The sequence below is a fragment of the Rhodococcus sp. 27YEA15 genome (genome assembly GCF_049739425.1).
GTDB lineage: Bacteria > Actinomycetota > Actinomycetes > Mycobacteriales > Mycobacteriaceae > Rhodococcus_F.
Genome location: NZ_JBMHHW010000001.1, coordinates 4,431,829 through 4,455,727 on the forward strand (window position 1 = coordinate 4,431,829; position 23,899 = coordinate 4,455,727).

The window sequence follows — 23,899 nt, forward strand, 5'->3', positions numbered from 1 at the left end:
GCAGACGGTTACGCGGCGCGAGATCGAGGCTGTCGACGAGACACTCTCCCGTAGGAAATGCAAAGCAGCAGTCAACTTTCGCATCTTCCAAAGCCGGAGGATGCGGTTTCCCCGACGAAAGGACACGGACCCGGCGATCCGCCGGATCCGGACTTGAGATTCATCGAAAGATCTTCTTCGTCAGAATATTCGGGCCGATGCCAGCGGGCGCGTCGGTAGTGATCGAATCCTCGAGCCCAGCGCGCTCACGCAGGATTCGTGGCGGCGCAGGACGCGGAAAACACATCGACAAGCACCTGGGAAAGACTCGAACGACAATTCGGTTACCACACCCGATGCGGGCGATCACCCGACAATCCGCCCACCGGACCCACGTATCGTTACGGCCATGAGCGTTGCGTACGAATGGGAGCGAATAGTCGCCTGGTGTGAGAAACATGCACCGGTGACGGCCGCGGCTCTGCAACCCGGCTCGACTGCCGACGTCGTCGACAAGTGTGAAGCATCGACCGATCTGGTGTGGCCGGGCGACCTCAAGGACCTCTACCGAGTACAGAACGGGAGCATCACGCACGACGACGAAACCGGACTTTTCCTCGGCTCGGTACTCCCCGACAAGTTCCTGTACCCGATCGACGTCGCAGTCGAAGTCCGGCTGGCGCTCCTCGAATCGTGGGACGACACCATCTACGACAATCCCGATCGATATGCCGAGGACGAGATGGATCAACGCGACCGTGACGATGCAGGAACTGCTGCAGCCATGTTCATTCCGACGTTCATGCCCTTTGCCGGACTCGACGAATACCACTACTTCACCGACACCCGGGCCGGCGCTCTCCGTGAATGTGTCACCGAGTACGGGCGTGACACCGCAGACGGCGGTGGACCGATCTGGGCGTCGATCTCGGTGATGCTGGCCGCCCACGCGGACGCACTCGAGAACGGAAGTACAGTCGGTGTCTGGAAACCCTTGGTGGCCAACGGTGTTCTGGAGTGGGAAGTCGACGCCTGAGTCCGGCCGGTCCACGGCGACCGAACTGGACCTTGCCGGTACCTCGGCGATCGATGTCTACTCGGATCGAGTCGAGAGAGCGGAGTCGAGCATGGTCACGTCAGCGTCGGTAGCGGGGGTAGCCCTCGTCGCCACGGCCATGGTCCTGACCCCGGGCCCCAACATGATCTACCTCATCTCACGCAGCATCAGCCAGGGCCGCCGTGCCGGTTTGATCTCACTCGCCGGTGTCGTTCTCGGGTTTCTGTTCTACCTGGCCGCGACCGGGGCCGGCCTGACGGTGGTGTTCGTCGCAGTCCCGACGCTGTTCACCGTGGTGAAGATCGCCGGAGCCCTGTATCTCGGCTGGCTCGCCTGGTCGATGGTGCGCCCCGGCGGGACATCGGCATTCGAGGTCGGAGACACTCCACGGCACAGTAATGTTCGCCTCTTCGGGATGGGTCTGACGACCAACCTTCTGAATCCGAAGATCGCCCTGATGTACGCCGCGCTCATCCCCCAGTTCGTGAACCCGGCCGCCGGTCCGTTGTGGCAACAGGTCGCGGTACTCGGCGCCGTGCAGATCGCGGTGGCGGCATCGATCAACGCACTGATCGTCTGTGGCGCCGCCGCGATGTCGAGGTTCCTGACCGCGCGCCCGTCGTGGCTACGCGCTCAGAAGTGGCTTGCAGGTGGCGTACTCGCGGTGTTCGCCACCCGCATGGCCCTCGAGTAAGGAGCGTCAGTCCTTCGGGCGCTGGTCGATCAGCCGACGTGCCTTGCCGACCGACCGCTCGAGTCCGCCAGGGTCGACGATCTTGACGTCGACGGTGACGCCGATCCTGTTCTTGACCAGTTTCTGCAATGCCTGTGCGGCACCGGCATGATCGTCGAACGGCACATCCGCGCGGGATTCGACCCGGACCGTCAGGGTGTCCATCCGGCCATGACGATCGAGAACGCACTGGAACTGCGGTGCCAGTGCCGGGACGGTGAGGATCAACTCTTCGATCTGGGTGGGAAAGAGATTGACACCACGCAGGATGATCATGTCGTCGCTGCGACCGGTGACCTTCTGCATCCGCCGCATCGATCGCGCGGTCCCGGGCAGCAACCGCGTCAGATCCCTGGTCCGGTAACGGATGATCGGGAGTGCTTCCTTTGTCAGCGAGGTGAAGACCAATTCCCCTTCCTCCCCGTCGGGAAGTACCTCACCGGTCACCGGATCGATGACCTCCGGATAGAAGTGGTCCTCCCAGATATGCAGTCCGTCTTTGGTTTCCACACATTCCATCGCCACGCCTGGGCCCATGATCTCGGACAGCCCGTAGATGTCGACGGCGTCCATTCCCAGCTGCTGCTCCAGCTCGACACGCATCTGTTCGGTCCACGGCTCGGCACCGAAGACACCGGTGCGCAAGGACGTCTTCGACGGATCGATACCCTTCTTGATCATCGCGTCGAGGATCGTCAGCATGTACGACGGCGTCACCATGATCGCATCGGGCTCGAAGTCCTCGATCAGCTGAATCTGGCGCTCGGTCATACCACCCGACATCGGAATCACTGTGCAGCCGAGCCGCTCCGCACCGTAGTGGGCTCCGAGTCCGCCGGTGAACAACCCGTACCCGTACGCGACGTGCACCTTGTCGGACGGGCGCACACCGCCGGCGGCGAGGCTGCGGGCAATCAGGTCGGCCCAGTTGTTCAGATCGTTCGTGGTGTATCCCACGACGGTCGGACGCCCCGTCGTTCCCGACGAAGCATGGATGCGAGACACCTGACCCTGCGGTACCGCGAACATCCCGAACGGATAGTTCTCACGTAGATCCGCCTTGGTGGTGAACGGGAACTTCGCCAGATCACTCAGATCCTTCAGGTCACTCGGGTGTACCCCGGCGTCGTCGAACGCCTTCCGGTAATGCGGAACGTTGGTGTACGCGTGCATCAGCGACCACTGCATACGCTCGAGTTGGAGCGTGGAGATTCGGTCGCGACTGGCGTGTTCGATGTCGTTCGGGGCGGTGGCGAGGTCGGTCATGATGGTCTCCGGTTCGAGCGAATGTGGTGGCGCGAGTTGATGGATCAGGCGTCGAAGTCGACGGTGACCTTCTCGCCGGTGGGGAAGGTTTGACACGTCAGGACGAACCCCGCATCGACCTCGTAGTCTTCGAGTGCGTAGTTGCGCCGCATTTCGACGTCGCCGCACGTCACCTTGGCGCGGCAGGTTCCGCACACTCCACCCTTGCAGGCGAACGGCAGATCCGAACGGTACTGTTCCGACGAATCGAGGATCGACTGATCGCGCGGAAGTGTCGCGGTGGTCGATCGTCCGTCGAGAGTGATCGTGACCTCGCTGCCCGGCCCCTCGATCCCCTTCTCCCGGTGCACAGCTTGCGGCGGCGCGGCATCGTCGACGTAGAACAGTTCGTGATGGATGCGAGCCTTCGACACCCCCAGTTCACCGAGCACATCCTGAGCGTCGTTCACCATGCCGAAGGGTCCGCACAGCCAGAAGCCGTCAACTTCGTCGCAGGGCACCAGCGACGTGAAGATCTCACGTAACCGATCTGCGTCGAGCCGGCCCGAGAACAGTTCCACTTCCCGGGGCTCACGGGACAAGACGTGGATGACATCCAGTCGTGACCCGTACCGGTCCTTCAGATCGGCGATCTCCTCGGCGAACATCACCGAACGCGTGCGCCGGTTGCCGTAGAGCAACGTGACGTCGGTGTCCGGGTTGGCGAGCAGCGTCGCGGCGATGGAGAGCATCGGGGTGATCCCCGAGCCGGCGGCGATGAGAACGTGTCTGCCGCCGACGGCGGGATCGGCAACGAATGCGCCGGAGGGGCCCTGCACGTCGACGAGTTCGCCCACCTTGACATCTCGCACCAGCCAGGTGGAGAACAGGCCGCCGGCCACCTCACGCACACCCACACGAGGAGCAGCACCGACCGGAGAACAGATCGAATACGAGCGCCGATGCTCGACGCCGTCGACCATGCGTCGCAGCGTGAGAGACTGGCCGGCGTCGAACGCGAAGGTCTCGGACAGCTCGTCCGGCACGTCGAAGGTGACGGCGACAGCGTCGTCACACAGGGATTCGACTCCGGACACCGCCAAGGTGTGAAACGGTTTGTTCCGATTCGAAGTCCCAGCGGTCCTCGAAGTCACGGCAGTCATGGTTCAAATCTCCTTCACGTGATCGAACGGTTCGAGGCAGTCGAGGCAGCGGTAGAGCGCTTTGCACAGCGTGGCACCGAATTCGGAGCTGAGCTGGGTGTTCGCGGAATCGCATTGGGGGCAATGAATCTTGCGGGGCTTGGCGATCAAGGTCAGTGCGATCGGCCCGGCGGCGCGGCGCGGCGCGGCCCCTGGAACCGAGTAGCCGGCCTCGCGTAGCTTCTGCCTGCCGTCCTCGGTGATCCAGTCCGAACTCCAGGCAGGCGAGAGGGAGGTCTTGATCTGGACTCCGGTGTAGCCCGCGTCTCGAAGCGTGTGTTCGATGTCGTCGCGAATGGTCGCCATGGCCGGGCACCCCGAGTACGTCGGGGTGATGGTGACACATACCGTGTCGCCGGCGACGTCGACGTCCCGGATCACACCGAGATCGGTCAACGTCAGCAGTGGCATCTCCGGATCCATGACGGCGGCGACCACGTCGCGCGCGGACATCGTGTGGGTGGCAGTCATGGCGTCACCAGAGCCCTTCCGGATGCGCCCGAGCAACGCTCTGCATTTCTGCGAGCACGAATCCCATTGCTTCGGTGTGCAACCCGGCACGCCCGCCGCGACCACCGACGAATCCCACCGAGTGCGGCGGCGGCGCGTCGAGCTCCGCCGCGTGCAGTACCTGGGCCAGTACGGCGTCGAACTCCGGGCGGACGTCACGAGGATCCACGGCGACGCCGGATTCGGCGAGCGCAAGTTCCTCCGTGGTCGGCACGAAAAGTTCGTCGACGAACGGGAACACCGCGACCAGCGCGTCTGCCGTACGACGCTTGGACTCCTCGGTACCGCACCCGAGGGTGACCACCCAGCGCGCCGCGTAGTCGCGGTGGTAGGTCAGCTCCTTGATGCCCTTCTCCGCCACTGCGGCGAGGACCGGATCACGGGATTCACGAAGGCGATCGAACACGGCCAGGCGCCACGTCGAGAACGCCAACAGTCGTACGACGGTCTTGGCGAAGTCCCCGTTGGACAGCTCCACCAATCGCACGTTCCGGAACGCCGACTCGTCCCGGAAGAACGCCAACGCGTCCTCCGCCGGGACGGGTGAGGTGTCCGAGATGAACGGGGTCACCGAGGAATCCGCAGCAGCGGCGCGGGCCAACAGGAGCCTGGCCTGACCGATCAGGTCCAGACCGACGTTGGCCAGCGCCACCTCCTCTTCGAGTTCCGGTGCCCTGGTGGACCATTCCGCGAGGCGCTGCGAGCTGACCAATGCGTCGTCGCCGAGCATGAGGCAGTACTGCGCCAAGGCTGCAAGGTCGACGTCACCGGGAACGGTGGTGTCGATTCCGGCGAGCGGATCGTCGAAGCTGGTTCCGAAAGCCCACTGGCCGTGGCCGTCACCGTCGACGAGGCCGTCGTAGGCACTGTCGTGATCGTTCATCTGTTGGTCCTCGAATCGAAAGTGGGTCTCACATGTGGGGAACGGAATCCGGGATCTCGTAGAACGTGGGGTGCCGGTAGACCTTGTCCCCGCTCGGTGCGAAGAACGGGTCCTTCTCGGAGGGGCTCGATGCCACGATCTCGTTGGACGGCACCACCCAGATGCTCACGCCCTCGTTGCGGCGGGTGTACACGTCACGGGCGTGACGTAGCGCCATCTGGTCGTCGGCAGCCCGGAGCGATCCGACGTGGACGTGGTTGAGTCCGCGCTTGCCTCGCAGGAACACCTCGTACAGCGGCCAGTCCCCGCGTATCTGCGAACTGTTTTCGGTCATGACTGCTCCTTCGTGGTGTGCTCGCGCGTCGACTTCTCCCGCTGCGCGAAGGCGTATGCCGCGTCCCGGACCCAGGTTCCGTTCTCGTGGGCGGCTTTGCGATTGGCTATCCGTTCCGCGTTCGACGCACCGTTGCCCTCGAGTACCGCCATGAACTCGCTCCAGTCCGGCTCACCGAAATCGTGCGCCCGACGCTCGGCGTTCCAACGCAGGTCCGGATCCGGGAAGGTCACGCCCAGTACTTCGGCTTGCGGGATCGACATGTCGACGAAGCGTTGCCGCAGTTCGTCGTTCGTGTGCCGCTTGATGCGCCATTTCATGGACTGCTCGGTGTTGGGCGACCGATCGTCCGGCGGGCCGAACATCATCAGCGCCGGCCACCACCAGCGATTCACGGACTCCTGCACCATGGCCCGCTGGGCGTCGGTGCCGCGCATCATGGTCGAGAGCAACTCGAAGCCCTGACGCTGATGGAAGGACTCTTCCTTGCAGACGCGGATCATCGCGCGAGCGTACGGTCCGAAGGAGCTGCGACACAACGGAACCTGGTTGCAGATCGCGGCGCCGTCCACCAGCCAGCCGATGACTCCGACGTCGGCGTACGTCAGGGTCGGGTAGTTGAAGATCGAGGAGTACTTCTGCTTTCCCTCGATCAGCTTGTTCGTCAGATCGGTACGGTCGGCTCCGAGCGTCTCGGCCGCAGAATAGAGGTACAGCCCGTGCCCCGCCTCGTCCTGCACCTTGGCCATGAGGATCGCCTTGCGGCGCAGCGACGGCGCCCTGGTGAGCCAGTTGCCCTCCGGCTGCATTCCGATGATCTCGGAGTGCGCATGCTGGGCGACCTGACGGATCAGGGTCTTGCGGTAACCGTCCGGCATCCAGTCGCGCGGCTCGACACGCTGGTCGGCCGCAATGGTGTCGTCGAACAGGTCCTGCAGGTCTTGTGGAGCATCCACATTGGTCATCGTACCCACCTTTTATTACCGAATGATCGGTTGGTAACTAGTATGCACCGAGGCGCTCCGGCACACAAGGAAATCTTTCGGAAGCCCTGAGCTTTCAGAAACCCACGACTTTCAGAAACCCACGACTTTCAGAAACCCTGGAAAACCGGCTTCTGCTTGGACAGGAATGCGGCGACGGCGCCCTGATGATCGGTGCTCGCCCCCAGCTTCACCTGAGAGACGGACTCTGCCGCCAATGCCTCAACCAGACCCGGGGCCTGGGCCTTGATCAACGACTTGACCTCGCGATACGCCGCCGTGGGACCGTCGGCGAGGCCACGCGCCAGCGCGGTGGCCTGCTCGGCGACCTCCTCGTCCGACACGACGCGGTGCACCAATCCCCACTCCGACGCCGTCGGCGCGTCGAAACGATCGCCCAACAGCAACAGTCCGCTCGCCCGGCTGGCACCGAGCGCCTGCACGAGCGCGAAGCTCAACCCGGAATCACTAGCCAACCCGATACCGGTGAAGGCCGTGGCGAACGACGCACCGCGCCCGGCCACCCGAATGTCTGCCGCCAACGCGATCCCGAGCCCCGCGCCGACACACGCACCGCCGATTCCCACGACCACCGGAACCGAGATCCCGGCGAGAGCGGTGACGATCGGGTTGTAGTGGTCGGCGACCGTGTCCATCGCGTGGGCCGGATCGGCCTTCAGTGCCGCGGCATGCTCGGCCAGATCCTGACCGACGCAGAAGTGCCTGCCCTCGGCCAGCACCAACACCGCCCGAACCTGTGAATCCTCCCGAATCCGGATCAGTGCGTCGAGAAGTTGCTTCTTCATCGCGCCGTCGAGTGCATTGGAGGACTTCGGTCGGCCGAGAGTGACTGTCGCCAACCCTCGCTCGATCTCCAGGCGAATCACGTCGGTCATCGGTGTTCCTTTCGAATCGGGTCGCATCGCATCAGTTCCACGTGTGAAATCCCTGGCCGGTCTTGCGGCCGAGCTCACCGCGCGCGACCTTCTCACGCAGCAGCGCAGGCGGTTCGAAACGGTCACCGAGCGTGGCAGCCAGGTGCTCGGCGATCGCCAGGCGTACGTCGAGCCCGACGAGATCGGTCGAGCGCAGCGGACCCATCGGGTGGCGGTAGCCCAACTCCATTGCGCGGTCGATCGACTCGGCGTCGGCAACGCCTTCTTCGAGCATTCGGATCGCTTCCAGACCGAGACCGACTCCGAGCCGGCTGGTGGCAAAGCCGGGTGAATCGTTGACCAGGACCTCGGCCTTGCCGAGCAGTGACACCCAGCCGCGAACCGCATCCACGACGTCGGGACGGGTGTGCGGGGCCCGGACGATCTCCACCAGCAACGACGCCGGTACCGGATTGAAAAAGTGCATGCCGATAAAGCGGCTCGGGTCGGTGAGTGCTGCGCCGAGTTCCGCGATCGACATGGAGCTGGTGTTGCTGGCTATCACTGTTCCCGAATCCGCGACAGCCTCGACGGCCGCGAGGACCTGCACCTTCAGGGCCGCGATCTCCGGCACCGCCTCGACGATCAGATCCAGCGCTGGGGGCAGGGCCGCGACACCGTCGACGACGCTCACCCGACCCAGGATCTCCGCCGGATCGGCGCCGCCGAGCTTTCCGCGCTCGTGCGCGCGATCGAGCCCGTCCGACACGCGTCGACGAGCGGCCTCGACGTCACCGCTCTCGGCGATGGTGACCTGTGCGCCGAGGACGGCGAACACCTGGGCGATCCCGGCACCCATACGGCCACCGCCGGCAACGCCGACGGACTGGGGAACTACTGCTTCGGTCATGATTTCTTCTTTTCCAGGAAGGCCGTCATCCGATCGTGTTTGTCCGGGCTCTCGAACAAGACGGCTTGGGCGATATCGTCGGCAAAAGCGTGCGATCCGGGTGCGTCCACGATGATCTTCGTCAGTCGCAGCGCCATCGGCGAGAGTCGAGAGATGCGATCGAGCAGCTTGTGAGCTGCGAGCAGGTGCCCACCGGGTTCGGTTACCTCGATGACCAGTCCGGTTCGCAAGGCTTCTTCGGCGTCGAGATTCTTGACGCCGAGAAGTACTTGCTTGGCAACCGAGACGCCGACAAGTTTCTGCAGACGGTAACTCGCGCCCGCTGCGGCCATGATGCCGAGGTTGGGCTCGGGATTGCCGAAGAGGGCGGTGGAGGTGGCGACACGGATATCGCAGGCGTAGGTCAGTTCGGCACCGCCGCCGAGTGCGTACCCGCTGACTGCGGCAACCGTCGGCAGGGGAAGTTTGCCGATCCGGTCGAACAGGGTGCGATTGATTCCGGCCAGCGCGTCCTCACGACCGCGCTGACGGAGCTCGGCGATATCCGCGCCACCGGCGAAGTGATCGCCAGTTCCGGCGAGAAGAAGCAGCTTGGGCTCCCGCTCGAGCCCGCCGCAGATCTGATGCAGTTCGTCGATCATCTCGGCGTTGATCGCGTTACGTTGCGCCGGCCGATCGAGGGTGACGACGACGCGGTCCTCGCGCTCGTCCACTTGCAGAGTTTTCACGCTGACTCCTTCTCGTGCATCATTCATTAATAACCGAACATTCGGTCGTTTGGCAAGAGTGGAGACAACGTTGATGCGTACTGGTACCCGAACTGAGAAGATGTCTGCATGACTACGGCACGCCCTACCCGACGCACCGGCCTGCCCGGGCGCCCCGGCTACGATCTCGATTCCCTGCTCGCCGTGGCCGTCAAGGTGTTCAACGACAAGGGTTACGACGGCGCCAGCATGGAAGTGCTCGCCAAGAAACTCGGCATCACCAAGTCGTCGATCTACCACCATGTGTCCGGCAAGTCCGAACTGCTCGAACTCGCCCTCTCGCGGGCACTGAACGCGCTGTTCGCGGTTACCACCGAGGACGGCGCCACGACCGGACCGTATATCGACCGGCTCGAATACCTGGTCCGCCGAAGTGTCGAGGTTCTGGTCGCCGAACTGCCCTACGTCACGCTCCTGCTTCGAGTGCGTGGGAACACGACCGTCGAACGCGCCGCTCTCGCTCGTCGGCGCGAATTCGACAATTTCGTCGGCGGACTGGTCGCGGCAGCAGCAGCGGAGGGCGATCTGCGCCCGGACATCGAGCCGGCCCTGGCCAGCAAGCTCATGTTCGGCACGGTGAACTCGCTGATCGAGTGGTACAAACCACGATCGGGTGAATCCGTCGCCGACATTGCCGACGCCGTCGTAGCAGTGACGTTCGACGGACTGCGCAAGGCCTGATCCTCAGGCGATCGAGTCGATTCCTTGACATCTCGAAGATCCCGCGCGATGGTAATTACCGACCGAACGTACGGTGAGATGGAGATATCGTGAGCAGACTGTTGGAAAGCTACGTGGCCGGCCGTTGGGTCGCCGCCCAGGACGCGGGAACCCCGCTGCCGAGTGCCCTGGACGGATCGGAGATCGCCAGAATCTCCTCGACCGGTCTCGACCTGGGCGAGATGGTGACCTACGCCCGCGAGGTGGGTGGTCCCGCACTTGCCGCGATGACCTTCCACGAGCGCGCCGGGGCACTCAAAGCCCTCGCCCTCACACTGATGGCGGGCAAGGCCGAGTTCTACGCGGCGTCCACCTCGACCGGTGCAACCACGCGCGACTCCGGCGTCGACATCGACGGCGGCTTCGGCACCCTCCTGAGCTACGCCGGCAAAGCCAAACGTGAACTTCCCGACGCCACCGTCCACCTCGACGGAAACCTCGAGGTTCTCGGCAAGGGCGGCACGTTCCTCGGCCGGCACATTTACACCTCGCGTCGCGGCGTCGCCGTACAGATCAACGCCTTCAACTTCCCGGTGTGGGGCTTCCTGGAAAAGCTGGCCCCCGCCTTCATCGCCGGTGTGCCGTCCATCGTCAAGCCCGCCAGTTCCACCGCCTATCTCACCGAACTGGTGTTCCGGCGCATCATCGAATCCGGGCTCTTGCCCGAAGGTTCCGTACAGCTGCTCTCCGGTAGCGCTCGCGGACTACTCGATCACCTCGGCGGCCAGGACTCGGTGGCCTTCACCGGATCCGCCGACACCGCCGCCACCCTGCGCGCGCATCCGAACGTCGTCGAGAAGGGTGTGCACTTCAACGCCGAAGCCGACTCGCTCAACGCCTCGATCCTGGGCGCCGACGCTCTCCCCGGAACACCCGAATTCGACCTGTACGTCAAACAACTCGTCACCGAGATGACCGTCAAGGCCGGACAGAAGTGCACCGCCATCCGGCGCGCGCTCGTACCGCTCGCACTGGTCGACGCGGTGATCGACGCCGCATCGGAGCGCCTCGGCCGCGTCGTCGTCGGACACCCCGACGCCGACGGTGTCACGATGGGCGCACTCGCCGGCCTCGAGCAACTCGACGAGGTTCGCAAATCCGTTCGCGGCCTGCAGAAATCGGCCACCGTCGTCTTCGGCGACCCCGACAACGTCGAGGTGGTCGGCGCCGACGCCGCTACCGGAGCCTTCATCTCCCCGATACTGCTACGCGCCGACGCCGATTCGAACGAGGTCCACGAACTCGAGGCATTCGGACCCGTCAGCACTGTCATCGGCTACGAGAGCATCGATCATGCCATCGAATTGGCGGCCCGCGGCGAAGGCAGCCTCGTCGCCTCGGTCGTCACGAACGACACCGAAACGGCCCGCGCCCTGGTACTCGGCCTCGCCGCGTTCCACGGCCGCGTTCTCGTCCTCAATCGCGAGGACGCCAAGGAATCCACCGGTCACGGGTCACCGCTCCCCGTCCTGGTACACGGTGGTCCCGGACGTGCGGGCGGCGGCGAAGAGCTCGGCGGGATTCGCGGTGTCCTGCATCACATGCAGCGCACTGCCGTTCAGGGAACACCCGACGTCCTCACCGCGGTCGGTCAGCGCTGGGTCACCGGATCCCAGCGCAGCATCGGCGACGAGCACCCCTTCCGTAAGAGCCTGGCAGAGCTGAAGATCGGCGACACCATCGTCGGCGGACCCCGCCTGGTCAGCCGCGCCGACATCGACCACTTCGCCGAGTTCACCGGCGACACCTTCTACGCCCACACCGATCCCGCAGCCGCAGCCGCCAATCCGTTGTTCGGCGGGATCGTCGCACACGGGTACCTCATCGTCTCGCTCGCCGCCGGCCTCTTCGTCGACCCCGCACCGGGTCCAGTGCTGGCGAATTTCGGCGTCGACAATCTGCGGTTCCTCACGCCGGTCAAGGCCGAGGACAGCCTGACGGTCACCCTCACCGCAAAATCCATCACACCGCGCAGCAGCGCCGACTACGGTGAGGTTCGTTGGGATGCCGTCGTCACCAATCAGGACGACGAATCCGTTGCGACGTACGACGTCCTGACGTTGGTGGCCAAGACCCGGACCGAAGGGAACTGATCGACATGTCCTACCTGGTAGCCGTATGTTACGGACGCCCCACCGACCCAGACGCCTTCGACGCGTACTACCGCGATGTTCACATCCCGCTCGCCCGCGCAGTACCGGGGCTCTCGGACTTCACCTACGGCAAATGCGCGTCGACAGACGGTACGGAGCCGGCCTTCTACGCCGTCGCGAACCTGGTGTTCGCCGATGCCGAAACCGCGCGAAGCGGCATGTCCTCGCCCGAGATGCGGGCAGCCGGAAAGGACGTGGCCAACTTCGCGACCGGCACCGTCACCATGTACACCCAGGAAGTTTCGTCCTTCCTCTGATCGAGAGCAGGAACCGCCCGTGAGTGCGAGCCAGACCGCCCGAGAGATGTTCGACGCAGACCTCGCGTCGAGAGCTCTCGGGATCGCCGTCACCGAATTGTCGCCCGGCAGCGCAACGGTCACCGTCTCGGTGACCGAAACGATGGTGAACGGCCACGGAATCACTCACGGCGGGTACGTCTTTCTGCTCGCGGACACCGCATTCGCGCTCGCCTGCAATGGCTACGACGCAGCCGCCGTTGCAGCGCGCGCGGACATCAGGTTTCTTCGTCGCACCGGACTCGGTGACACACTCGTCGCGACAGCGACGGAAAAGTCACGTCAGGGCCGCACCGGAATCTACGACGTCACAGTACGCAGCGGTGACGTCGTGGTTGCGGAGTTCCGCGGCGACAGCCGCACCATCGGTTCCTGAACCGGCGGCGGTAATGTGGTGCGGTGCCCAATGCACGCACCACGAACCACTAGGACGCCCGATGACCACCACCGAGATCGAGACCAGCCACGGCATCATGGCCGTCGACGACAGCGGCACCGACGGCTTTCCCGTCGTGTTCGTTCACGGCAACTCGGCGAGCCGCACGATCTTTCGGCACCAGGTGGATGCGGAGTGGGCAACCGACTACCGCATGATCGCCCTTGATCTGCTCGGGCACGGTGACTCGCAGGACGCACGCGACCCCGAGGTGGCCTATACCCAGCGCGGGTATGCGGATTCGATCGTCGAGGTGCTGACCCAACTCGGTATCGACCGCGCCGTCGTCGTCGGCTGGTCACTCGGTGGGCACATCGGCCTCGAGATGATCGCCAAGTTCCCGGGCCTGACCGGGCTGGTTGTCACCGGTACCCCGCCTGCCAACGCCGAGACTCTGAACGAGGCGTTTCGATCAGGCGACGGACTCGCTGTCGGCGGCACCGAGATCATCACCGAGCAGGAAGCCGAACTCTTCGCACGACTGGCCGCCGTCCCGTTCGAGCAGGGCGCTCTCGATGCTGCGATCCGCACCGACGGGCGGGCACGGAAAGTGATGTTCGACGCGTTCGCCGCGGGCCGGGAATCCGACCAGAAGCAATTGGTGGCAACGTCTTCGGTGCCGCTCGCGGTCATCGACGGCGCGCAGGATCCGTTCGTGAACACCGAATACGTGGCGTCGTTGACGTACGCGAACCTGTGGGAAGGGATCTACCACGTGATCCCCGGGGCCGGACACGCCTCGTTCTGGGAAGCCCCCGAAATCTACAATCCGGTGCTTCGTCGATTCCTCGTCGAACACGCTCGCTGAGAAGACCTACCGTGCTGTCCACACTGCCTCTCGCCGCTCGGTCGGGCTAGGCCAACGATCCGACAGCTTCCCCGCGGTCCTGCTCGGATGCCAGGTATGCCGCCACCCGCTCCCGACTCATCGGGCGGCTGATGTGATATCCCTGCACCAGTTCACACCCGGCCGCACGTACCCTGCGCAACTGCTCGGGTGTCTCGACACCCTCGGCCAGAGAACGCATTCCGAGGGCAGCAGCCAGTTCGACCATCGACTTCACCACCGACATCTGCGGATCGTCGGAACCGGCCACCAACAGGCGATCGATCTTGAGCACGTCGATCGGCAGTCGCTGCAAGGTTGCAAACGACGAGTACCCGGTACCGAAGTCGTCCAGAGCGACGGTCACTCCCAGTTCACGCAAGCGATCCAATTCGAATATCGCATGATCGTCCACGACACCGGTCTCGGTGATCTCCAATTGCAGCGATCGGGCATCGAGCCCTGACCGAGTGAGCGCGTCTCGCACCATCTCGCTGAATTCTCGCGACGCCAACTGAACCGGCGAGACGTTCACCGTCACACCGATCCCGGCCGGCCAGCGGACAGCGGCCGCACTCGCCAGGGCCATCGCCTGCGCGCCGAGGGGAATGATCATCCCGGTTTCCTCTGCCACCGAGATGAACTCGCTCGGGCCGATCAAACCGCGCTCCGGATGATTCCATCGCAGCAGCGCCTCGAACGCGACGACCGCCCCGGTGGCCATGTCCATCTGCGGTTGATAGTAAAGCTCGAACTGCCCCTTTTCGATGCCCTGGTCCAATTCCTGCAACGCTGCGGCCCGGATCGACGCGCGTTCGCGTAACTCGGGTGAGAACCGGCCTACCCGGTTTCGCCCGGTGGCCTTCGCTTCGTACAGTGCCAGATCCGCTGCCATCACCACTGCGTCGGCATCGGAGGCATCGTCCGGCGCGAACGCCCAGCCGATTGTCGCCCGCACTTCGATTCGATTTCCTGTCACGAAGAACGGTTCGTGTAGCGCGTCGAGATACCGGTCGAACACCGGATCAGGTTCGCCGCCCGGCATCACCTTGACGATCAACCCGAACTCGTCTCCACCCATACGCGCGCACAGGTCGGATCCGAAGACCTTTCGCAAACGTGCCGTCACCTCGATCAACAGTTGATCGCCTACCGGGTGTCCCAGGGTGTCGTTGATCGACTTGAAGTTGTCCAGATCGAGAATTCCGACACAAACCATTGCCCCGGCGTCGCGCCCTCTGATCGCCTCCGCCAATGCAGTGGAGAATGCCCGCCGGTTCGGCAATCCGGTCAACGTGTCGGTGCCGGCGAGCCGCAGAATCTCCTGCTCGTGGACGTACTGCTCGGTGATGTCGGATCCGACTCCACGCCATCCCAGTGTCGTGCCGTCGTCCAGGGTTCGAGGATTGCCCGACAGTGACCACCAGCAACGTTCACCGTCGACGCGGACCGCGACCACGACGTCACGGAACGGAATTCCGGCCCGCAATTTGTCGAGCAGGGATTCGGCATCGGACTCGCCATGCGAAGGACTCGGCGCCTGGAGGCGAATGAGGAGCTCACCGAAGGTAAGTGTCTGCAAGTCGGCGACGGTCACTCCGGCCACCTCTGCCAGGCGCACGGACGCGTGCGAGAAGCGGCCGTCGTTGTCGCACTCCCACAGCCAGTCGCGAGAGCCACCCTCGAACCCGTCGAGGAGCAACGTCACGGTTTGGCGTTCGGATTCAGCCTGGAACTCGGCCAGGCATCGCCGCCGAAACGATGCCGAGAGATAAATTGCCCCCACAGTCAGGGCAAACATGTAGATGGTCAGTTGCACGAGAAGGACACGGATATGTGTCTCGGTGATCGGTACGACTACGACGAACAGTCCGAGTCCGTGGACGAAGATCCACGACATGGCCAACGAACGCACACTCGACAGCGTGACAGTGCCCGCTCCCATGATTCCGGCCACCGTGGCGATCAATATCAGGTCGCGGTACACATCGCTGTGATGGAACAACAACCCGAACAGCACCATGTCCAAAGCTGCCAGGACCACGACCTCGAGTAACAACGCGCGGTAGTCGAACAGCGGCGTCCGCGCGGAGCGATGCCGACGAAACGGTATCCAGATACGAAGGGAGTTCACGAGAAGTGCCGTGATCAGGAATCCGAGGAGCCACACTGCCGGTTCCCCGGCCGATGTACCGACGTAGGAGAGAATCACTCCGAGGCTGAGCAGGTATGCGGCATTCGAGAACGGCACCACAGCCGCCGCTTCGTCGATCTGTCGGCGAAAGAGCCGCTCCCGTTCGGTCCGCGAGGAGGTCGGCAGATCGCCCGACCGTAGTACGTCGCTCACCACCGTGCGACCTCGAATCGGGAGGTTCGGTGTTTCGTCGTCAGGGCTTCGACAGGGGTGTACGCCGGAGAACACGTACCCGCGTGTCGAGACAATCCGCACCTCCCTGACTACGTCACCGAACAGAACATTCGATACGCCCGAGTGCGTCCGACCGCCGTCAGTTTCTCACGGCTAACGGTAACCACCAAAGGGCCCAAATGCGCCAAGATGACTATATCGGGAGGTGGCGCACACCGACACCGTAGCCGAGAACTACTAGCCCTTCAGTAGCCACGGTCGACGACCGGTTCGGGCGCTCAGCCCTGGCCTGCGGTATTGCGGTCCGCCCACTCCCCTACGTCACCTCGCTCGAGAGCCACCGCCAACAGGTCCGGAAACTGGTCCGGGGTGCATGCAAAGGCCGGAATGCCGAGAGCCCCCAATGCTGCGGCGTGATCACGATCGAACGACGGCACTCCGTCATCCGACAATGCCAACAGCACCACCACTTGGACCCCGGAGGTTTTCATCGCGGCCATACGCTTGAGCATCTCGTGTCGGATTCCGCCTTCGTACAGATCGGAAACAAGCACGAACATGGATTGATCCGGACGAGAGATGAGCGACTGGCTGTAGGCGATGGCTCGATTGATATCCGTACCGCCACCGAGCTGCGTACCGAAGAGTACGTCGACCGGATCGGCCAGCTTCTCGGTCAGATCGACTACTGCGGTGTCGAAGACCACGAGGGAAGTCTTCAGCGCACGCATCGATGCAAGAACGGCACCGAACACCGACGCGTAGACCACACTGGACGCCATCGACCCCGATTGGTCGATGGCCAACACCACGTCACGCTGCACCGCATTCGATTTCCTACCGTAACCAACGAGTCGCTCCGGCACCACAGTTCGATATTCAGGCAGATAGTGCGATAGATTTGCCTGAATAGTGCGGTTCCAGTCGATATCTCGGAGCTTCGGATTCGTGGTGCGGGCCGCTCGGTTCAGTGCACCTGTCACCGCAGTCTTCGTGCTTTGTGCGATCCGTTCCTCGACCTCACGGACAACCTTTTCCACCACCGTTCGAGCGGTCGCTCTACTCGCCTCCGGCATCACCCGATTGAGGCTGAGCAACGTACCCACCAGGTGGACGTCCGGCTCCACCGCGTCGAGTAACTCCGGCTCGAGAAGCAGTTGCGCCAACCCGAGACGATCGATCGCGTCTTTCTGCATCACCTGGACCACCGAACTCGGAAAATAGGTTCGGATGTCGCCCAACCATCGAGCGACAGTCGGCGCCGACGCTCCGAGACCTGCGGAGCGTCGCTTCGATTTTCCACGGCCGGACGAGTCGTAGAGCGCTGCAAGAGCCGCATCCATTCGGGTATCGCCCGGCAACGCCGGCGTGCCCGTCGATTCCTCGGCCGAACCACCCAGCATCAGACGCCATCGCCGCAATCGTTGCTCGTCGCTCACCCGCTCACCCCCAGAATGTCCGCGACGACCGTCATCGCCGCTCGGCCCCGGATCACGTCGGTCTCGACTTGCCGCCCAGTACCCCGACCACCACGTACCGCCTGACCTATCGCCCGGCGTTCACCCGGCTCGAAAGCTCCGAACGTACGCCGCAACAAAGGGAGGGTGTCGATGAAATCCTGCTCCCGCAGCCGGCGTACCCAATCGTCGATCAACGTCAGCAATTGACGATCATGGATCAGAACAAGCCCCCCACCGCCGATAAAACCGTCGACCCACCCGGCTTTGTCGACCGGCGTGCTTCCGATCGACAATGCGCGGGACAATCGCTCGGCCGCTTCGACTTCCGGTATCACCCCGGCGTCACGCAACAACCTCACCATTCGTCCGACAAGTATCCCGTTCACGTCGCCGCGATCGATCAAACCGGACAACGCATTCAGCCACCGCGCGCTCGCGGCCACATCGTCGCGGGTCATGACTGCCGCGTGTACCTTGTCGAGAAGTTCTCGGAATTCCTCGGCACCGTCGTCGCCCAGCCCGGTTACCGCGATACCGAGACCGGTACAGATACGGATCAACAGTCCGTCCCCCACCTCTGTCAGAGCCGGCAAGTCGGTCCCCCGCACGTCCCCGTAGCGCAAAGTCCTGGTCAACGCCGGAAGTGCCACCATCAAGTGAGCGACGTCGTTGTCGAGGGCCGCAACAGAGCTGATGGCGGCAAGAACATCCGTCAGCGCTTCGGGTAGGTCCGCAAGCAGCGAGCGCTCCAACAGTTCGATCAACTCGGCGAGACCAATTCCAGGCTGACGCACGGTCGAACCGATTTTCATCGCTGCCGCAACTGCCACCGTGGTGCCCCACAGGGATGCCTCGATCACCGAGACCGCGCACTCGGGTTTCCATTGCAGCGACCACGTTTCGCGGAACGTACCGGTGGAACGTACGTCACTGTCCACCGGCACCGCCCAATCGATCCCGAGTACTGCCAGACGATGCAGAAAGTGCGACCGCTCGACGTCGATGGTTCGCCGTAGATCCAGATCCAGATTTTTTGCTCCGGCTTGTTGTTTGAGCCGCAACGTCTTTGCCCGCGCTCGCAAATCGGCGTCCAACGGCACAGTCGGCGTCTCCTCCGGTACGGCGCCCAACGCCTCGCCGACGACCAACCGGCGCGTGACCAGATCGAGCAGGACGTCGTTGCCATCGCACATCACCGACCGCGTCGCTTCCGTGACCTCCGACAGGCCCGCCAACGGACGCGACCGTATCGCGGCCAAGGTATCTGCCAGCCGCACCGCTTCGATGACGTGTGCACTCGAGATCGGCAGATCTTCGGAACGCAGCACGCGGGCAACTTTGGTGAGCCACCGAGTGATCATCTCGTCGGGCGCCGTGAACAGGTGGTGATACCAGCCTGGTGAGGTGATCCCCGCTCCATAGCCGGACGCGGACGCCAACCTCGAATGTGTCCACGGCACCCACGTCAACGACGTCTTGACCTTGGCCATTCCCTTGAGGATGCGTGCATCAGCCGTGGCCGGCCCCAGGCGGCCGACCAACGCCGGGGCATGCCACGCACCGCAGACCACGGCCACTCGCTGCGCGCCACCCTTGAGTGTCCTTCGCAGCACCTGACGCATGTACGCCTCGCGGTGTGCCGTCTCCTCGTCGATCGGTACCGACTCACGCAGCGCTGCCATTGCCTCGGCAATCGCCTCGAACGAATCCGATCCGGAAGAACCTGTGTCGGAACCTGATTCGATAACGGAATCCCACCAGCGCTCGGTATCGTCGTGACCGGCCGCCGCCGCCAGCCGAGCCAAAGGATCACCGTCCCGGGCGGTCTGGGTAGCCTCGCCGGCCAACACGTTGAACGCCGGTAGATCACAAAATCGGGCCTGCGCACCGTTGCTCGCAGCCCAAGTCAATGCCTGCCATTCGGGTGAGAACACTGCGAACGGCCAGAATGCCGCCGTGGACGGCTCACCCGTGGCATAGGCAAGCAGGGCCACCGGCGGCTCCATGGCCTCCGAGGCTGCCAACATCACCAGCGGATCTGCGTCCGAGGGGCCTTCGATGAGGACTACATCGGGGGCGAAATCCTCGAGTGCATGCCGAACCGCACGCGCAGATCCCGGACCGTGATGTCGAATCCCGAACACACGCACCTGCTGCCCGGTGGCCGTGACGGTCACCCGGTGACCTCGCGGCACGCCCGATAGAAGTCGGACCACTCGCCGCGCTCACGTACCACTGCTTCGAGGTACTCGTTCCACACCACTCGGTCCGCAACCGGATCCTTGATCACCGAACCCAGGATTCCGGCAGCGACGTCGGATGCCCTGAGCACACCGTCACCGAAATGAACCGAGAGCGCCAAACCGTTGGTCACCACCGAGATTGCCTCAGCCGTCGACAGGGTGCCGGACGGCGACTTGATCTTGGTGCGACCGTCCGTGGTGGCACCGGACCGTAGTTCACGGAACACGGTGACCACTCGACGAATTTCCTCGGCCGCCGCAGGCACCGCGGGCAGCTCCAGCGCAGCACCCAACTGCTGCACCCGACGTGCCACGATGGACACCTCGTCCTCTTCACTTGCAGGCAGTGGCAGCACCACGGTGTTGAAGCGTCGACGTAACGCCGACGACAGGTCGTTGACCCCCCGGTCACGATCGTTCGCAGTGGCGATCAGGTTGAACCCCTTGGCGGCCTGCACTTCTGTCCCGAGTTCTGGTACCGGTAAGGTCTTCTCGGAGAGAATCGTGATCAGCGCGTCCTGGACGTCGGCCGGGATACGCGTCAATTCCTCCACTCGGGCAATCTTTCCGGTCCGCATCGCCGTCATGACCGGAGACGGCACCAATGCACCGTCGGACGGGCCCTCGGCGAGAAGTCGCGCGTAGTTCCAGCCGTAACGAATGGCTTCTTCCGGAGTGCCGGACGTCCCCTGGACGAGCAGCGTCGACGCGCCGGAGATTGCCGCCGAAAGATGTTCGGACACCCACGTTTTTGCAGTTCCCGGCACTCCCAGCAGTAGCAGGGCGCGGTCGGTCGCGAGTGTCGCCACCGCAACTTCCATCAGTCGACGAGGCCCCACGTACTTCGGTGAAATCACCGTTCCGTCGTCGAGAGTGCCGCCGAGGAGGTAAGTGACCACCGCCCAAGGCGACAGATTCCACGACGGCGGACGCGGCCGTGTATCGGTGGCCGCCAGTGTCGCCAACTCGCGAGCATATTCCTGCTCGGCGTGCGGGCGGATCAGCTTCTCCGGCTCCGTGGATCGAGGGGACGGGGTGATAACACTGTCAGTCACTTGAGCTCCTCGAGCAGAGTTCTGCGGTAGGTGATGGCGTGTGCGGTTCTGACGAAGGCCTGCTGCCAGTCAGGGTCGCGGGCGCGTTCGGCGGCTTTGTCGAGCAGAGACACTGCGGTGTACGGGAACCTGTTCTCCGCCAAGCGTAACGAGGCCGCATATCGGTGACGGGAGAACTCGCCCGCCTTGGATCCACCGTCGGCGCGGCGAGCTCCGGCTCGCTCCCATTGCCCCAACACCGCACGCGTGATGTCCTCGGGCCACGGACCCGGCAAGGCTTCGTAGACTGCGGCCCGATCAGGATTGAGCACGTTGGCGTCGCCGTTTCCGGAGCGGAGCAGTGTCGCCAACTCCTGGGACGGCACCAGCCGGAGGAGACGCCGATCGGTGGACAGACCTCTGGTGTGCAAGATAGCGAGCGCCCACTCCGAATTGCGTTGCGCCAACGCGGCCGAGGTCCACGCGTCGTGCAGTACCGGCTCCCAGTCCGGGTCGACGGCGGTAGCCAGAACCTTTCGAGAATCGCCGATCACACTGTCCCACAATGCTAACGGTGCGCACGAGATAGCCTGCCTGACATACTCCACCCGGTAGTCGGTCTGCGGATTCGGCCGATCCTCGATGCCGTCTCTACGCGCCGACGCGTCGATCTCCTCCGGTGGCTGAATTACCAGCTTGGACCGGAGCAGCTTACGTTCCACCCGCACCCACGAGAGGACCCTTTGCGCCATTCGCTCGGCGAGCGGCGAGCTGGGAATCCGGCTGGACAACACCGCGGCTTCGCGTCGTACGTCTTTTCGCTTGTCGTCGAGTGCCCGCTCCAGCAGAGACGCGTCGGCCGGGCTCGAACCGATCGACAGCGCGGTAACGAATGCGACTTTGTGTTCGCCTCGCTCGGAATCCCACGACTGTTCGAGTTCGGACAGCGCGGCTGCCGGATCGATTCGTCGGGTGTCTCTGAGCCACTGGACACGCTCTTGCGGTGTTCCGTGACGCCAGAGGTCCACGTCCGAATTCTTGTGGCGAACAAGTTTCTTCCACTCCGGATTGCGAGCGGCGAGCCAACGTCCTCGTTCACCGACGATGTGCAGAATGCTCTCACGATGTTGCTCACTCTTGTGAGCGTGGGAAAGTAGTTCGGCGACAAGATGATCGGGGGCGCGAAAATCACGTTCGAGGGCGAGAACGAACCAGTCGTCGAGCAGCGTCGCTTTTGCGGCGAGCAAGGACAGCAAGTGCGCTGCCGACGACTGCGGAAGCGTCGGCCTGGGGTCTTCCGGTGCCGGTGGGGGTACGTCAGCGGTGACCGCAACTGCGCCACCGCGTCGGTAAGCGCGTTCCAACGCAGCGGCAGCGAGTAACGTCCGCGCGGGATCGTCGCCGAGTGTGCCCACAGCGTCGCGAATCTCCGGCGGCAACGAGTCGAACGCGGGCGCAGTGCGCGAAGTTCCCAGCAGTGCCGCTGACAGCAACGAGCTCACAGCATGATCACCCGACCTCCGGTGAACACCGACACCGGGGTGTAGGCCACTGCATTCCAGGTTCCACACACAGTGACGGGGTGGCCGCCCGAAACAGCCGACAACGTCCACATCACCTCAGGATCTCCCGCCGCGGCGATCGCCGCACCCTCACCGTCCACGAAGAACCAGTTGCCCGAGTCGACGGACGGAACGACCGCACCGATCACAGCCGGCCACGACCGCAACCACGGATCAGCGGCAAGCGCATCGGTGTAGTTCTGCAGTGCAGTGTCGATGCCGCCCACCGGCATGGTCGTGAACGGTTCCGGCTCCCCGAAAGTGGTCCCCATCCTCGCGCGCAGCGGTGCCGCACCTGGATAGAAGTGGAGTTCCGCGTCGATCAGAAAGCCGACCGGTGGCGTCGTACCGGAGAAATTGGCCGATCCGTGGGAAAAATCGAGCAACTGAGCCCACCGACCGGTGTTCCGCCCGAGCAGCCACACGATACGGGTGAACAAGCGGTTGTCTTCAGAGGTCGAGGAGCTCAGCACCATCCAGCGCTCCCGAACCGGCGCCGACTCCATGACGCTGTCGGTCGAGACCGGGTATCCGAGGTGAGATCGCACCGAATCCTGAAGACTCCCCGGCAATTCGTCCAACCGTTGATGGGCGACGATCAGGAGATGAAGCCTGGAGAACTCGTCCAGTACCCGCTGTGGCCAATTCTCGGTGGATGCCACGACGGCGGCCAATGCTCGCAGTGCCGTCGCTGCGCCCGGTACCTGCGCATCGACCATACGGCCGGCGATCGCATCGAAGCTCGTCCAGGACGTGTCCATCGACGCCAGGCCACCGCGAATCTGATCGGTGATCCACAGATCCAGTTCGACGAGTCCGCTCGCAACTCGCTCCGCACGCTTCTGCGCAGTAGCTGAATCGGACGCAGGCTTCGTGAGCGCAACTGCCCTCTCGGTGGCTCGCTCTGGCTTCTCTTGTCTGCTCAGCAGCCATTGAGAGGCAAAATCGATCGGGTCGGCGGCATCCGGCACTCGCCCTTCGGACCATTCGACCAGCAGCCCCAACGCGTGCTTGCACGGAAATTTGCGGCTGGGGCACGAACACTTGTATGCAGGCCCGGTCAAATCCACCACCGCCTGGTACGGCTTGGACCCGCTACCCTGACACAGCCCCCACAATGCGACGCCGTTGCATCCGGTAAGCGTCCACGAGGCGACAAGTTTTCGTGCAGCAACCAGCGAGGCGGTGTCGGAGGCGACCGACGCCACCTGCCCAGCGGTCCACGGTGAAGTCACTCGAACACCGTAAGGCACCCCACAGACAATGGGGCACCGGGCCAGGACAGCGAAGTCGAACACCCACTCGATTCGCCGCTGCGCGCAT

The 23,899-nt window shown here is 63.8% G+C and carries 22 protein-coding genes; 7 read left to right on the forward strand and 15 right to left on the reverse strand.

All coding sequences use genetic code 11. The features are described from left to right. The first annotated feature begins 388 nt into the window (after positions 1–388). Positions 389–1,015, forward strand: coding sequence for a hypothetical protein (locus ABH922_RS20775; RefSeq protein WP_424808711.1), 627 nt, complete (start codon positions 389–391; stop codon positions 1,013–1,015). A 91-nt stretch (positions 1,016–1,106) separates the two neighbouring features. Beyond that, positions 1,107–1,730, forward strand: coding sequence for a LysE family translocator (locus ABH922_RS20780; protein ID WP_424808712.1), 624 nt, complete (start codon positions 1,107–1,109; stop codon positions 1,728–1,730). A 6-nt stretch (positions 1,731–1,736) separates the two neighbouring features. Here the strand turns inward: ABH922_RS20780 and paaK are convergent, their stop codons facing one another. The 9 genes from paaK to ABH922_RS20825 all read right to left on the reverse strand — a co-directional run bounded on the left by paaK (position 1,737) and on the right by ABH922_RS20825 (position 9,439). Then, positions 1,737–3,035 carry a phenylacetate--CoA ligase PaaK gene (gene paaK, locus ABH922_RS20785; protein WP_424808713.1) on the reverse strand — a complete coding sequence of 433 codons (1,299 nt, stop codon included), beginning with the start codon at positions 3,033–3,035 and terminating at the stop codon, positions 1,737–1,739. Positions 3,036–3,079: 44 nt separating this feature from the next. Further along, complete coding sequence (paaE, locus tag ABH922_RS20790; RefSeq protein WP_424808714.1) at positions 3,080–4,177, reverse strand: 1,2-phenylacetyl-CoA epoxidase subunit PaaE; 1,098 nt, start codon at positions 4,175–4,177, stop codon at positions 3,080–3,082. Positions 4,178–4,180: 3 nt separating this feature from the next. After that, the gene (gene paaD, locus ABH922_RS20795) at positions 4,181–4,687 is read right to left on the reverse strand and encodes a 1,2-phenylacetyl-CoA epoxidase subunit PaaD (RefSeq protein ID WP_424808715.1); all 507 of its coding nucleotides are present in this window, start codon (positions 4,685–4,687) and stop codon (positions 4,181–4,183) included. A gap of 4 nt (positions 4,688–4,691) precedes the next feature. Then, complete coding sequence (gene paaC / locus ABH922_RS20800) at positions 4,692–5,609, reverse strand: 1,2-phenylacetyl-CoA epoxidase subunit PaaC (protein WP_424808716.1); 918 nt, start codon at positions 5,607–5,609, stop codon at positions 4,692–4,694. A 28-nt stretch (positions 5,610–5,637) separates the two neighbouring features. Next, a complete protein-coding gene (gene paaB, locus ABH922_RS20805; protein ID WP_424808717.1) occupies positions 5,638–5,943 on the reverse strand; it encodes a 1,2-phenylacetyl-CoA epoxidase subunit PaaB in 306 nt (101 codons plus the stop codon). Then, complete coding sequence (gene paaA / locus ABH922_RS20810) at positions 5,940–6,908, reverse strand: 1,2-phenylacetyl-CoA epoxidase subunit PaaA (protein ID WP_424808718.1); 969 nt, start codon at positions 6,906–6,908, stop codon at positions 5,940–5,942. Before paaA ends, paaB begins: the two co-directional genes overlap by 4 nt. A gap of 128 nt (positions 6,909–7,036) precedes the next feature. Next, positions 7,037–7,822, reverse strand: coding sequence for an enoyl-CoA hydratase/isomerase family protein (locus ABH922_RS20815; protein WP_424808719.1), 786 nt, complete (start codon positions 7,820–7,822; stop codon positions 7,037–7,039). Between the two features lie 31 nt (positions 7,823–7,853). Then, positions 7,854–8,711, reverse strand: a complete 858-nt coding sequence (locus ABH922_RS20820; RefSeq protein WP_424808720.1) for a 3-hydroxyacyl-CoA dehydrogenase family protein — start codon at positions 8,709–8,711, stop codon at positions 7,854–7,856. Further along, positions 8,708–9,439: an enoyl-CoA hydratase/isomerase family protein gene (locus tag ABH922_RS20825; RefSeq protein WP_424808721.1), complete on the reverse strand. Its 732-nt coding sequence runs from the start codon at positions 9,437–9,439 to the stop codon at positions 8,708–8,710. Before ABH922_RS20825 ends, ABH922_RS20820 begins: the two co-directional genes overlap by 4 nt. Positions 9,440–9,547: 108 nt before the next feature. Between ABH922_RS20825 and ABH922_RS20830 the strand changes: the two genes are divergently transcribed. The 5 genes from ABH922_RS20830 to ABH922_RS20850 all read left to right on the forward strand — a co-directional run bounded on the left by ABH922_RS20830 (position 9,548) and on the right by ABH922_RS20850 (position 13,891). Further along, positions 9,548–10,159 carry a TetR/AcrR family transcriptional regulator gene (locus tag ABH922_RS20830; RefSeq protein WP_424808722.1) on the forward strand — a complete coding sequence of 204 codons (612 nt, stop codon included), beginning with the start codon at positions 9,548–9,550 and terminating at the stop codon, positions 10,157–10,159. Between the two features lie 89 nt (positions 10,160–10,248). Continuing rightward, on the forward strand, positions 10,249–12,291 hold the full coding sequence (gene paaZ, locus ABH922_RS20835) for a phenylacetic acid degradation bifunctional protein PaaZ (protein WP_424808723.1): 2,043 nt from the start codon (positions 10,249–10,251) through the stop codon (positions 12,289–12,291). Between the two features lie 5 nt (positions 12,292–12,296). After that, complete coding sequence (locus ABH922_RS20840) at positions 12,297–12,608, forward strand: EthD family reductase (protein WP_424808724.1); 312 nt, start codon at positions 12,297–12,299, stop codon at positions 12,606–12,608. A gap of 46 nt (positions 12,609–12,654) precedes the next feature. Continuing rightward, entirely contained in the window at positions 12,655–13,023 is a 369-nt protein-coding gene (gene paaI / locus ABH922_RS20845; protein WP_424809745.1) for a hydroxyphenylacetyl-CoA thioesterase PaaI, read from the forward strand. Positions 13,024–13,084: 61 nt separating this feature from the next. Continuing rightward, a complete protein-coding gene (locus tag ABH922_RS20850; RefSeq protein ID WP_424808725.1) occupies positions 13,085–13,891 on the forward strand; it encodes an alpha/beta fold hydrolase in 807 nt (268 codons plus the stop codon). Between the two features lie 46 nt (positions 13,892–13,937). Here ABH922_RS20850 and ABH922_RS20855 read toward each other — a convergent pair whose 3' ends face one another. The 6 genes from ABH922_RS20855 to ABH922_RS20880 all read right to left on the reverse strand — a co-directional run bounded on the left by ABH922_RS20855 (position 13,938) and on the right by ABH922_RS20880 (position 23,811). Continuing rightward, positions 13,938–16,256 (reverse strand): putative bifunctional diguanylate cyclase/phosphodiesterase, encoded by a 2,319-nt coding sequence (locus ABH922_RS20855; RefSeq protein WP_424808726.1) that lies wholly within the window; start codon positions 16,254–16,256, stop codon positions 13,938–13,940. A 299-nt stretch (positions 16,257–16,555) separates the two neighbouring features. Continuing rightward, positions 16,556–17,680, reverse strand: coding sequence for a VWA domain-containing protein (locus ABH922_RS20860; protein ID WP_424809746.1), 1,125 nt, complete (start codon positions 17,678–17,680; stop codon positions 16,556–16,558). A gap of 32 nt (positions 17,681–17,712) precedes the next feature. Next, complete coding sequence (locus ABH922_RS20865) at positions 17,713–19,932, reverse strand: DUF5682 family protein (protein WP_424808727.1); 2,220 nt, start codon at positions 19,930–19,932, stop codon at positions 17,713–17,715. Further along, positions 19,911–21,035, reverse strand: coding sequence for an ATP-binding protein (locus ABH922_RS20870; RefSeq protein ID WP_424808728.1), 1,125 nt, complete (start codon positions 21,033–21,035; stop codon positions 19,911–19,913). The genes ABH922_RS20865 and ABH922_RS20870 overlap by 22 nt, the downstream gene beginning before the upstream one ends. Further along, the gene (locus tag ABH922_RS20875; protein ID WP_424808729.1) at positions 21,032–22,516 is read right to left on the reverse strand and encodes a DUF5691 domain-containing protein; all 1,485 of its coding nucleotides are present in this window, start codon (positions 22,514–22,516) and stop codon (positions 21,032–21,034) included. Before ABH922_RS20875 ends, ABH922_RS20870 begins: the two co-directional genes overlap by 4 nt. Next, positions 22,513–23,811, reverse strand: coding sequence for an SWIM zinc finger family protein (locus ABH922_RS20880; protein WP_424808730.1), 1,299 nt, complete (start codon positions 23,809–23,811; stop codon positions 22,513–22,515). Before ABH922_RS20880 ends, ABH922_RS20875 begins: the two co-directional genes overlap by 4 nt. Between the last annotated feature and the right edge of the window lie 88 nt (positions 23,812–23,899).

Bases quoted from the DNA above. Each gene is read 5' to 3' on its own strand.
- paaB (WP_424808717.1), bottom strand. From the start codon at position 5,943: ATGACCGAAAACAGTTCGCAGATACGCGGGGACTGGCCGCTGTACGAG.
- paaE (WP_424808714.1), bottom strand. From the start codon at position 4,177: ATGACTGCCGTGACTTCGAGGACCGCTGGGACTTCGAATCGGAACAAA.
- ABH922_RS20780 (WP_424808712.1), top strand. From the start codon at position 1,107: ATGGTCACGTCAGCGTCGGTAGCGGGGGTAGCCCTCGTCGCCACGGCC.
- ABH922_RS20820 (WP_424808720.1), bottom strand. From the start codon at position 8,711: ATGACCGAAGCAGTAGTTCCCCAGTCCGTCGGCGTTGCCGGCGGTGGC.
- ABH922_RS20830 (WP_424808722.1), top strand. From the start codon at position 9,548: ATGACTACGGCACGCCCTACCCGACGCACCGGCCTGCCCGGGCGCCCC.
- paaD (WP_424808715.1), bottom strand. From the start codon at position 4,687: ATGACTGCCACCCACACGATGTCCGCGCGCGACGTGGTCGCCGCCGTC.
- ABH922_RS20775 (WP_424808711.1), top strand. From the start codon at position 389: ATGAGCGTTGCGTACGAATGGGAGCGAATAGTCGCCTGGTGTGAGAAA.
- paaA (WP_424808718.1), bottom strand. From the start codon at position 6,908: ATGACCAATGTGGATGCTCCACAAGACCTGCAGGACCTGTTCGACGAC.
- ABH922_RS20850 (WP_424808725.1), top strand. From the start codon at position 13,085: ATGACCACCACCGAGATCGAGACCAGCCACGGCATCATGGCCGTCGAC.
- paaC (WP_424808716.1), bottom strand. From the start codon at position 5,609: ATGAACGATCACGACAGTGCCTACGACGGCCTCGTCGACGGTGACGGC.
- ABH922_RS20815 (WP_424808719.1), bottom strand. From the start codon at position 7,822: ATGACCGACGTGATTCGCCTGGAGATCGAGCGAGGGTTGGCGACAGTC.
- ABH922_RS20840 (WP_424808724.1), top strand. From the start codon at position 12,297: ATGTCCTACCTGGTAGCCGTATGTTACGGACGCCCCACCGACCCAGAC.
- paaI (WP_424809745.1), top strand. From the start codon at position 12,655: ATGTTCGACGCAGACCTCGCGTCGAGAGCTCTCGGGATCGCCGTCACC.
- paaK (WP_424808713.1), bottom strand. From the start codon at position 3,035: ATGACCGACCTCGCCACCGCCCCGAACGACATCGAACACGCCAGTCGC.
- ABH922_RS20860 (WP_424809746.1), bottom strand. From the start codon at position 17,680: ATGCTGGGTGGTTCGGCCGAGGAATCGACGGGCACGCCGGCGTTGCCG.